This window comes from Pantoea sp. JK, assembly GCF_026130245.1.
GTDB lineage: Bacteria > Pseudomonadota > Gammaproteobacteria > Enterobacterales > Enterobacteriaceae > Pantoea > Pantoea trifolii.
In genome coordinates this window covers 47,887-56,287 of record NZ_JAINFN010000015.1, presented here as the reverse complement: position 1 = coordinate 56,287, position 8,401 = coordinate 47,887, and the positions used below count along the sequence as shown (strand labels likewise).

At 50.8% G+C, this 8,401-nt stretch carries 11 protein-coding genes; 5 read left to right on the top strand and 6 right to left on the bottom strand.

What is annotated here, in order from left to right:
* Together PanJK_RS23305 and PanJK_RS23300 are read left to right on the top strand one after the other, a co-directional pair.
* Positions 1-577 (top strand): AraC family transcriptional regulator (locus tag PanJK_RS23305; RefSeq protein ID WP_265303422.1); only part of this gene is annotated, 577 nt, incomplete at its 5' end.
* Between the two features lie 244 nt (positions 578-821).
* Positions 822-1,262, top strand: coding sequence for a GNAT family N-acetyltransferase (locus PanJK_RS23300; protein WP_265303421.1), 441 nt, complete (start codon positions 822-824; stop codon positions 1,260-1,262).
* Between the two features lie 133 nt (positions 1,263-1,395).
* Here the strand turns inward: PanJK_RS23300 and PanJK_RS23295 are convergent, their stop codons facing one another.
* Positions 1,396-1,770 (bottom strand): VOC family protein, encoded by a 375-nt coding sequence (locus PanJK_RS23295; RefSeq protein WP_265303419.1) that lies wholly within the window; start codon positions 1,768-1,770, stop codon positions 1,396-1,398.
* 355 nt (positions 1,771-2,125) lie between these two features.
* Here PanJK_RS23295 and PanJK_RS23290 point away from each other — a divergent pair, with 355 nt between their 5' ends.
* Together PanJK_RS23290 and PanJK_RS23285 are read left to right on the top strand one after the other, a co-directional pair.
* The gene (locus PanJK_RS23290; RefSeq protein ID WP_179452957.1) at positions 2,126-2,473 is read left to right on the top strand and encodes a cupin domain-containing protein; all 348 of its coding nucleotides are present in this window, start codon (positions 2,126-2,128) and stop codon (positions 2,471-2,473) included.
* Between the two features lie 289 nt (positions 2,474-2,762).
* Positions 2,763-2,978, top strand: coding sequence for a YdgH/BhsA/McbA-like domain containing protein (locus PanJK_RS23285; RefSeq protein WP_008102115.1), 216 nt, complete (start codon positions 2,763-2,765; stop codon positions 2,976-2,978).
* A gap of 105 nt (positions 2,979-3,083) precedes the next feature.
* On the opposite strand, the gene PanJK_RS23280 is transcribed toward PanJK_RS23285, so the two are convergent.
* Both PanJK_RS23280 and PanJK_RS23275 read right to left on the bottom strand, forming a co-directional pair.
* Complete coding sequence (locus PanJK_RS23280; RefSeq protein ID WP_265303418.1) at positions 3,084-3,440, bottom strand: DUF4440 domain-containing protein; 357 nt, start codon at positions 3,438-3,440, stop codon at positions 3,084-3,086.
* An 89-nt stretch (positions 3,441-3,529) separates the two neighbouring features.
* Positions 3,530-4,000, bottom strand: coding sequence for a DUF1203 domain-containing protein (locus tag PanJK_RS23275; protein WP_265303417.1), 471 nt, complete (start codon positions 3,998-4,000; stop codon positions 3,530-3,532).
* Between the two features lie 643 nt (positions 4,001-4,643).
* On the opposite strand from PanJK_RS23275, the gene PanJK_RS23270 reads away from it, so the two are divergent.
* Positions 4,644-6,344: an ABC-F family ATP-binding cassette domain-containing protein gene (locus tag PanJK_RS23270; protein ID WP_265303416.1), complete on the top strand. Its 1,701-nt coding sequence runs from the start codon at positions 4,644-4,646 to the stop codon at positions 6,342-6,344.
* A gap of 26 nt (positions 6,345-6,370) precedes the next feature.
* Here PanJK_RS23270 and PanJK_RS23265 read toward each other — a convergent pair whose 3' ends face one another.
* Genes PanJK_RS23265 through PanJK_RS23255 form a run of 3 tightly spaced genes read right to left on the bottom strand, consistent with a single transcriptional unit; the run spans position 6,371 to position 8,238 of the window.
* Positions 6,371-7,162: an anti-sigma factor family protein gene (locus tag PanJK_RS23265; RefSeq protein WP_265303415.1), complete on the bottom strand. Its 792-nt coding sequence runs from the start codon at positions 7,160-7,162 to the stop codon at positions 6,371-6,373.
* On the bottom strand, positions 7,159-7,674 hold the full coding sequence (locus PanJK_RS23260) for a sigma-70 family RNA polymerase sigma factor (protein WP_265303424.1): 516 nt from the start codon (positions 7,672-7,674) through the stop codon (positions 7,159-7,161). Before PanJK_RS23260 ends, PanJK_RS23265 begins: the two co-directional genes overlap by 4 nt.
* A gap of 27 nt (positions 7,675-7,701) precedes the next feature.
* Positions 7,702-8,238, bottom strand: coding sequence for a tetratricopeptide repeat protein (locus PanJK_RS23255; protein WP_256698594.1), 537 nt, complete (start codon positions 8,236-8,238; stop codon positions 7,702-7,704).
* Between the last annotated feature and the right edge of the window lie 163 nt (positions 8,239-8,401).

The following is an 8,401-nucleotide window of genomic DNA, read 5'->3' as shown; positions in this document are numbered from 1 at the left end:
TGGAATGCAGGGCCTGGGTAAACTGATGCCGCAAGCCATCGTGGTTGAGGCAAACGAACAAATTTATCCGGGGCTGGTTCCCGTTCTGGGCGCGATGAAATCGGAAATCTGTTCCGGACGCGCAGGCTTTGCGGGCATTCTGGCACGCCTCGCAGAAGTGGCGGCGGCCATGATTGTGCGTGGATGGATCGAAAACGGTAGCGAGAACGCCGCAGGCCTGATCGCTGCGTTACGTGATCCACGACTTGCCCGCGCCATTCTGGCCATTCATCGTGATACAAGCCGGGAGTGGTCTGTTGCCGAGCTTGCTGCCCAGTCGCATGTGTCGCGTTCTGTTTTTGCTGAACGCTTCAAGTCAATCATCGGCATACCTCCCCTGCGCTATGCAAGAGAAGTGCGAATGCGCATCGCGGGTCACTGGATTACTCACGATAAGATCTCAATTGACACCGTTGCTCTACGTCTTGGCTATGCCTCGCAGGCAGCGTTTAGCAGAGCGTTCAAGCGCATCAATGGCTATCCGCCGGGCGCTATGCGTCAGCGATCAGAGAGAGGCGCTAATACTGTAAATGAGTGAATGTTATTTTTATCATATGCTGGGTTAACTTTAGGAGGCCGTTCTCTACATTAAAAACTGAGCGGTTCAATAAGTGTGTTGCATCCATCGGTTGAATTCACATCACAAAGCGGCCAAGCCCGAGGAAAACGACGTCTGCTGTGAGCGAAAAGCTGACATAATTTGCCGCCTTAAAGTGTATATTCCGTTGATTTTTTTTTGACATTATTATCAAAATTATTTCGTCATACATGGAGTAAGACTAATGAGTTTCCACATAAGAACAGCTCGACTTTCTGATATCGAGGGAATGTTCGACGTCAGAACATCGGTAATCGAGAATCACCTGAGCCGTGAAGAGATGCGGCAGATGGGTATTACCGAAAGCGTGGTAGGCGATATGGTTGAAAAAAGTCTTTGCGCATGGGTTGCGACTGAAAATAATAAAATCATTGGCTTCTCCATGATATTTCCGGATGAAGGCTGTCTGTTTGCGGCCTTTGTTCTGCCTGAATATGAAGGCAAAGGAATAGGTCGCAGGCTTGTTATGCTCGCCGAGCAGGAGTTATTCCAACATCATGATATTGCCTGGTTGGAAACCGATAAGAATAGTCGCGCGGCGAAATTTTATATGCAGCTCGGTTGGGGTAATGAAACAGATCTCAATGGCACTGACATCAAATTAGAGAAATCTCGTGACGTTTAATTCACAGAATTTTCATCGATGTCCGCTCATGGCCCTAAGCGAACAACTAATTTGAACACCGTCCGCTGTGAGCGAGGAGCAGACCGTCAGGTTTGCAACTAGACGGCCAGTGGACTGGCAATAATAATTGAAATTATACCCATGTCTTATTTTGGATAACCACTCTGTATCCATCTGGGTCAACAAATGTCCTTCCGTTGATATCCCAGTAAGGGTTAAATGAGTTCGTCATGTTGAATCCGGCTTCTATCATCCTTGCACAGGCATCTATCCACGCATTTTCATCTGAATAATAAAGAACGAGTAAATCCTCCTGAGTTTGCAAAGGTTGAATGGGATGACTAAGGCAAAAGGTGAATTCAATGTGCCAGTCTAAGCCCTTCCGTCCTAACATCAGTCCATTGAAACCGTCATGATCATTGAATTCAGCTAATTTGTGTAAATCCAGTCCCTGACTATACATCAGAAAAGATCGTTCAAGATTGGAGACGGGTTTGGCAATACGCATATGAGTAAACAATTAGATGTTCTCCGCTGAAGTTTTTTTCTTGAGCGTTAAAATTCAGCTCAAGTTTACACATGATCATATTCTCAATTTATCCAGGAGAGCTTACAAAATGTCCGCTATTGACGCGAAGCTGACCTGTGCGCTGCACGGTCTGCAATGAGCGAAGAACGGACGTTACGGTCCTGCCTGGACACTGCTATAACATTTCATTCATGACGGCCAGATAGGTTGAATGATGCAGTTCGGGACTTAAAGGAATTAACAAAAAGCATAACCTATTGTGAATCTAAAGAATCTCTCGGTATAACCTTCTTAAGGTATAGAGAGACGCACACAGGTATAGAGGAGAAGGATAATGATTTCAAAGGATAATGCAGAGCATTATGTCTGGGGCGACGATTGCGACGGTTGGTATCTGTTAAACCGCCCGGACATGCTGGTTATTCATGAACAAATGCCGCCAGGCACTTTTGAAAAACGACACTTTCACTCCGTTTCAAGGCAGTTTTTCTTTGTTATTACTGGCATTCTTTCCATGGAGTTGGAAGGAGAAATTCATAATATTAAGGCTCTGCAGGGCCTGGAAATCCCACCGGGTTCAAAGCATCAAGCCAGAAATGACACTGGGTCTCCCGTAGAGTTTATTGTAATTTCGCATCCGACAACACGAGGGGATCGTTCTGACCTTCCTTCACCCTACTGACAGCTCGCGAGTATTTGCCAGTCCGCTTCTGGCACGAAGCGGTTATCTGCCAGACCTGAAGGTCCACTGTGAGCGAATAGCAGACGTCAAAATGATAGCTACAGGGATGCTCTCCGCATTAAACATAATAACCCAGCGCCGAACCATTCATCGAGTACACCTATTGCCTTGATAGTTAGCACGATCACAATATCAGCACTTATTGTTAATGTGATAATAGTAACCTTGGTTATCATTATCTCATCGAAAGCAAACACGCTTTCAACCATAAAAACCAAGGATAAAGACCATGAAAACTATCAAAGCTATGTCTATCGCCGCAGTTGCAGCTCTTTCACTGATGTCAGCAGCCAGCTTCGCGCAGAGCGTTACCGCAACGTCCCTGACTATGGACGGTGCCGAGGCCAAAATCGCCGCGCAGGCCCAGCAGCAGGGCGCGCAGTACAAAATCATTGAGGCCAGCAACGGCAACGTCGTTCACATGACCGCTGAGCTATACAAATAACGGATGGTCGCAAAAGGAAGTGCCAGGAAAGGTCGCCCACGGGCGGCCTTTTTTGTATCTGAACCCTTATACAGGCAAATTGAACAGAACATCTCAGCAGCGATCCTAAGCAGTGTCTTCAGCTGGCGTTCCCTGGTGAAAAACCAGAGTCCAGTGTCCTTTATCCGAATATAGCCAGCAGGAAGAACGCAATGCAGGACGACTGCCGTCATCATAAGACGTCCGGTAGTGAAGCATGGCGCAGCCTACCCCCATTTCGGTGAGTCGGAAATTACTGCTGATAATAGGTGATGCAGTTTTCTCGTTTAATAGCGACGTGATCGTCTCTGCACGATCAACCATCACGCCTGACCTTGTGATTTCCAGGAATTCAGGGTGGAGAAGCCACTCAAGCCACTCCCGATCGTTTCGCCTGTCATCGTGAAGGCTGCATTCCAGCAACCTGAGCTTTTCCAGAAGCATTCTGCTTATCCTCAAGTGATCCTACCGGATGCTCTCTTCTAACATGAAAGTCCTTCACTGAACGCTGTAGGCTCTTCTATTTTGTAATTTCATTTAAAACGCTCAGCCAAACATGCGAAGCATCCCTGTTTCGCATTGTGTATCTGGATATAGCTAATCTGTGGGTCGGCAAAGAAAATATCTATGAAATTTTCTACAGATTGGCCCTCGCAAATTTCTGCCTTAATTAGAGAGTGCTTTTCGTTATATGCTCGTAATGAAAGGACTCTGCCATTCATAACTTCAGGTAATTCGTTGATATAAATTCCTTGCTCGGTACATCCCTCCCAAATATATATTGCATGAGAGCCGCGATAAGGTGTATCTGCTGGCTGATAAATGTGGTTGATAAGTAGAGCGGTTTCGCCAACAGGTATATCGCATAATGAGATTCTGTCGGGATAACCTGGGTAACTAGTGACAATTTGTCTTACGGCTCCGTATCTTCCTAGATAGCCATTACTACGCCCAAAAAGATGAGTAAACTGCTCGGCTCTAAGGCCAGAAATTCTATATTTCATGATGCCTCCAGTGGTATCAGCATCACCTTAGTGGTTTTTCTAAGAAGAAACTCGCTGTTTCCGGTCAGGGAAATATTGGTTATTGGCGAGTATGAAATTTCGCATAATGGCCGCTCCCCTTTGATCAACACAGATTGTTGTTAGCTACTTCAGCTCTTGGCTCGAAGCGGCATTCCCCACTTTATTTTGATCTGCCATCTAGTAAGAAAACTCAAGCCTAAATGCAGCTTATTTTTAACCAGTTTTGCAGAAGAGTTTTGCTGGAGTTTTGCAGAAGACCTCTGAAGGCGATTTTCACCGACCAGGCTCATTATCGATGCCAGCACCCTGCCCGGCACGTCATAGCGATCGCCGCCACATCTCTGGCATTTTTCACTGGAAAGTGCCGCTTTTCGCCACTATTATCAGCTTACATATTCACCCACTGATAACTAAGGAGGATTACTATGCTGCTGTGTGAATTGTTTCTTTACTCACACTTTTATAGTAATTGGCCGCGTTCAGGCATTTCCGCACTCGTGCTGCGATAATCCGTCCTGAGCGAAGTTTACTGAAAATCTAATCCCTTCCTCCGGCTTACCGGGTTGTCGTCAGCGATTTCTGACGTCAGGCTTTTTTGCGCCTGCAACTTATGAGTAAGCACATGAGCACACTATTATCTGCCCACGATGTTGGCTTTGATAACGCCTTCGGCACGCTGTTTCACGATATCCATTTCAGCCTGAAAAAAGGCGATCGCATCGGTTTACTGGGTGATAACGGCACCGGTAAAAGTACCTTATTGAAAATCCTCAGTGGCGATCTGGAACCCAGCCACGGCAGCGTGACATCGGCTAATCACTGTTTACTGGCGCGCATCGAGCAGCATCTGCCTGCAGAGCTGCATAATGATTCGCTGCTGAATAGCGTAATGGCGCGCCTGCCGGAACAAAGTGATCGCTGGCGTGCCGAAGCGCTGTTGGGCAGCCTGGGTTTCACGGCTGAGCAACAAGCGCAAACCGCTGCGACTCTGAGCGGTGGCCAGCATATGCGCCTGCTGCTGGCGCGCGCGCTGATCCTGCAGCCTGATCTGCTGCTGCTCGATGAACCCAGCAACCACCTCGATCTGCCGATGCTGTTGTGGCTGGAGAATTTCCTTAACGGCTGGAGCGGCAGCTTTGTTCTGGTTTCCCATGACAGCACCTTGCTCGATCGGGTGACCAACTGCAGCTGGATTCTGCGCGATCGCGGTCTGCAATTCTTCCGTCTGCCCTGCAGCGCGGCGCGTCAGGCGCTGGATGAGCAGGATGACGCGGATGCGCAGCGTTATCAGGCTGAGCAAAGGGAGATTGAGCGCGTTGAGAAAAGCGCTAAACGTCTGGCGATGTGGGGCCGCGCTTACGATAACGAAGGGTTGTCGCGCAAGGCGCAGCAGATGGAGAAACGCGCCGGCTGGTTGAAAGAGGCACAAACCACGCTGAGCGAGGGAGCGCTGTGGCGGCTGCAACTGCAAGGTGAAGCGCTGGATGCCGATCGCGTTTTAGCGTTGCCGGAGATGTCGATTCATCCAGCCGATGACGCACCTGCGCTGTTTTCACTGCCGATGTTGCAGGTGAAAAGTGGCGATCGCGTAGCGATTGTTGGTCGCAACGGTTGCGGTAAATCGTCGCTACTACGGCATTTATGGGAGGAATATCAACACACAGATAGCCCGCTGTTTCATCCCCGCGCGCGCCTAGGCTATTACGATCAAAGTCTGCATCAGCTGCATGATGAGGAGACGCTGAGTAACGCGCTGGCGCATTTTGCTCCGCTCAGCGATGAGCACCGCAAGATGGCGCTGATTGGCGCGGGTTTTCCCTATCTGCGTCATCAGCAGTTGATTGGCTCACTCAGCGGCGGCGAGCGCTCGCGCTTGCTGTTTGTTGGGCTAACGCTGGCGCGTTATTCGCTGCTGCTGCTCGATGAGCCCACCAACCATCTGGATATGGTGGGCAAAGAGGAGCTTGCAGAAGCGTTAAACCAGTTTGAGGGCGCGGTGTTGCTGGTGTCGCACGATCGTCAGTTAATCGCCAACAGCTGCAACCGGTTCTGGCTGATTGAGGATCAGCAACTCAGCGAATGGCACGATTTTGACGCGGTAACCGAGCGCTTGCGTGCTGATCAGGCGACAACAACGTCAGACTTTGTCGCACCTGCTGCGACGGCAACAGCGTTGGATGAAGATGCATTACTACTGGCGCTGCTGGAGCTAGAAAGCAAGCTGGATGAGGATCTGACGCGCAAGCCAAAGCATCAGAAACCCGCGTTGCAGGCGCAGTGGCGTGAGGAGATTGCGTTGCTGAAAGCCCAACTGGATCTGTAGTGAATGGGTCGCCATGAATGGCGACCCTAGGCCAGCATTGCCTGTATTAATGCCTGCGCGGTCTTTTTCAACTGCTGCGCAGGATTTCGGCCAATCAATACAAATTGATACCCCGCCTTGTGCCACCACACCACATTCATCCCCTGCCGTTTCTCCTGTGCCACATCCGTGGTTTGCTGATGATCTTCGCGCGAAATACACAGCGCCATTGGGCCGTAACTGCTGTGATTCCAGGCAATCTGCGTAATCAGCGCATCGTCATAACGCAGCATGCGCACACTTTTCAGCGTCGCTTCCGGTAGCGTTAACTGCGCCGGCGTGAAATGCAGATCGAGATCGCGCGCGGTACGCGCCAGCGATTGCTGCAACACCGGCGGTGAACTGTCGACGTCGGCCAGCGTTTCCGCGCTGTACAGCGACATATATTGTGCTTCCAGCTCGCGGATCTTTTCGCTTTCGCCCAGCTCAGCTTTTATTGCCGGTCGCACCAGAAAACCGATGCCGCTGCCCACCAGCAAAAAACTCACCGAAGCGGCGATCAGCGCGCGGCGGCTGACCTGCGGCGCGGACGGTGTGGTTGCCAGCAGATGCGCCAAGCGCGGCGACATGCGCTCCAGCGGTGCGTCATCCAGCATTGGCGCAAAGGCCTCAGCAAAAGGTTGATTGCTTTTCATCAGCTCGGCAGTGCGCGCCGACAGCGCTTCGCTGCGCTTAAGTTCATTTTCAAACGCCAGCGCTTCATCCGCGCGCATCTCGCCATCCAGCCAGCCGACGATGGCCTCGTCCGCATAAGGCGAACTAAAACGTGCAGCCTTCACAAACGTTTCTCCTGTCCAGCCGGGCGCGAAGTGGCTGCGCTGGCTAAGGTGGTGCGCGCCGCTGCAAGGCGACTCATGATGGTGCCAATCGGCACCGCCAGCGTATCGGCGGCTTCCTGATAGGTGAATCCTTCGACGTAAACCAGGAACACCGCGTTGCGCTGCGCTTCGGGCAATTGACTCACCCGCTGCATCACTTTGGCGTATTGCCGACGTTGCTCATCATGTTGTTGCTGATCCGCCGCAACAAGCTCGTCGCTGTCGACAAAGCCTTGCCCGAGGCGCACTCGCTGCGCGCGCAGTTCATTGATCCACACCGAATGCAGTACGCTAAACAACCAGCGATCGATACGCGTGCCGGGCGTGTACTGGGCGCTGCGTTCCAGCGCCCGGACACAGGTCGATTGCACCAGTTCTTCGGCGACATCGCGGTTGCGTGACAGCACCATGGCGTAGCGCCACAGGCGGGCCAGATGCGCCGCTAAATGCTGGCGGACTTCAGTGCTGGTGATGTTTTCGTCCTCTAAACGCGGCGTTCATCAGGCTTCCGGATGGCCCTGAATCGCGGCATTGAGATCGCGATACTCTTCGCAATCCACGCCACACAGCGATTTAATGATGGTGAGCTGCTCTTTCGCCAAATCTGGCCGCCCTTTGATCATCCAGGCTTCACCCAGATATTCGCGCACTTTGGCATATTTCGGATCGAGCGCGATCGATTTCTGATAATAGGCCATGCCTTCGTCGGTTTTACCCAGCTTACGCGTGGCATACCCGCGATAGTTCCACGCTTCTTTGGTGTTCTGATTATGCAGCGTATCCAGCAAGTTGATTGCCGCTTGATACTCGCCCTTTTTCGCCAGGTGATAAGCGTAATTGGTTTTGTCGCTGTCACTTAGCATGCTGGTTTTCTCCGGCACGCAGGATTTAGATTTGCTGTCGTAAACCTGGCCTTTCGGGCAATCCGGCGTCTTTTTGTCGCTGTCATCATCGCCCATTGCCAGGGCAGCAGGCGCATGCAGCGTCATCAGTAATACGGGCAGTGCTAACCAGCGTAATTTCATCATTGTATACATGGTTGATCCTCATGGCGTGTTATGGATGGAACTCAGTGCTGAGGCAACAAGTGACTCAGATACGCTGTAAACAACTCAGCCGCCATTTCTATTCGGAAAAATTTAATCATTTTTCAACCAACGCACGTTACTCAGATAAATCCGGCGAATTTTCTCCAGTTTG

Excerpts from the sequence above, each read along its gene's own strand:
- PanJK_RS23300 (WP_265303421.1), top strand. The coding sequence starts at position 822 with ATGAGTTTCCACATAAGAACAGCTCGACTTTCTGATATCGAGGGAATG.
- PanJK_RS23295 (WP_265303419.1), bottom strand. The coding sequence starts at position 1,770 with ATGCGTATTGCCAAACCCGTCTCCAATCTTGAACGATCTTTTCTGATG.
- PanJK_RS23290 (WP_179452957.1), top strand. The coding sequence starts at position 2,126 with ATGATTTCAAAGGATAATGCAGAGCATTATGTCTGGGGCGACGATTGC.
- PanJK_RS23285 (WP_008102115.1), top strand. The coding sequence starts at position 2,763 with ATGAAAACTATCAAAGCTATGTCTATCGCCGCAGTTGCAGCTCTTTCA.
- PanJK_RS23280 (WP_265303418.1), bottom strand. The coding sequence starts at position 3,440 with ATGCTTCTGGAAAAGCTCAGGTTGCTGGAATGCAGCCTTCACGATGAC.
- PanJK_RS23275 (WP_265303417.1), bottom strand. The coding sequence starts at position 4,000 with ATGAAATATAGAATTTCTGGCCTTAGAGCCGAGCAGTTTACTCATCTT.
- PanJK_RS23270 (WP_265303416.1), top strand. The coding sequence starts at position 4,644 with ATGAGCACACTATTATCTGCCCACGATGTTGGCTTTGATAACGCCTTC.
- PanJK_RS23255 (WP_256698594.1), bottom strand. The coding sequence starts at position 8,238 with ATGTATACAATGATGAAATTACGCTGGTTAGCACTGCCCGTATTACTG.